Below are 995 nucleotides of genomic sequence, written 5' to 3' on the forward strand. Positions count from 1 at the left end.
TAGACCTTCGAGCAGTCGATCGCCGCGCCGCCCGGGTCGGTGACGGTCACGGTGTAGGCGACCTTGTCGCCGAAGTTGAGCATGCCGCCGTTGACCGGGGTGCTGACCGTGACGACGGGCGCGGTGTTGCCGACGGTGATCTGGACGTTGGCGAAGCCGGTCTTGCCGGTGTTGTCGGTGACCTTCAGCTGGGCGGTGTAGTTGCCGTTCGTGGTGTACGTGTGCGAGGGGTTCGCCGCGGTCGAGGTCTGGCCGTCGCCGAACGTCCACTGGTAGCTGATCGTGTTGCCGGGGTCCGGGTCCATCGAGCCGGCGCTGCTGAACTGCACGTTGAGTGGCGCGTTGCCGTTGGTGGGGGTGGCGGTGGCTTTGGCGATCGGTGACCGTCCGCCTTGGACGTAGTCGATGCGGTAGAGGCCGGAGTCGTTGTTGCCGCCGCCGAAGTTGGAGCCCCATTCGAGGAGGTAGAGCGAGCCGTCGGGGCCGAACTCCATGTCCATCGGTTTGTTGAAGTTGCCGGCGGGTAGGAACGGGTTGGTGCGGGTGACGGCGGTGCTGCCGTCGAAGTGGACTTCTTTGACGTAGTTGCGGGACCATTCGTAGAAGAAGTGGACGCCGTCGTAGTAGGGCGGGAACTTTGTCGTGGACGGGTTCGCGGCGTTGTAGCGGTAGACGGGGCCGCCCATCGGGGCCGCGCCGCCGCTGCCGAGCTCGGGGAAGGAGGGTGAGGCGCCGTAGCCGTACCACAGGTTCGGCGCGACGACCGGTTTGAGGCTGGTCAGGCCGGTGTTGTTCGGTGAGTTGTTGACCGGTGCGGCGCAGTTGAACTTCGCGCCGACCACGCCGGTGTCGGGGTTGAACGGCGCGTAGGGCTGGTTGTCGCCGTGGCAGAACGGCCAGCCGTAGTTGCCGGCGGATTTGATGACGTTGAGCTCGACCAGGCCCTCGGGCCCGCGGTTGGTGGTCGGCAGGCCGCGGTCCGGGCCGTAGTCAGC

At 66.7% G+C, this 995-nt stretch carries 1 protein-coding gene; it reads right to left on the reverse strand.

Annotated features, from left to right (window positions below; all coding sequences use genetic code 11):
- On the reverse strand, positions 1-995 hold a 995-nt coding region (locus IEZ31_RS55790; protein ID WP_190258296.1), incomplete at both ends, for a PQQ-dependent sugar dehydrogenase.

The sequence above is a fragment of the Dactylosporangium sucinum genome (genome assembly GCF_014647515.1).
Classification (GTDB): Bacteria; Actinomycetota; Actinomycetes; order Mycobacteriales; family Micromonosporaceae; genus Dactylosporangium; species Dactylosporangium sucinum.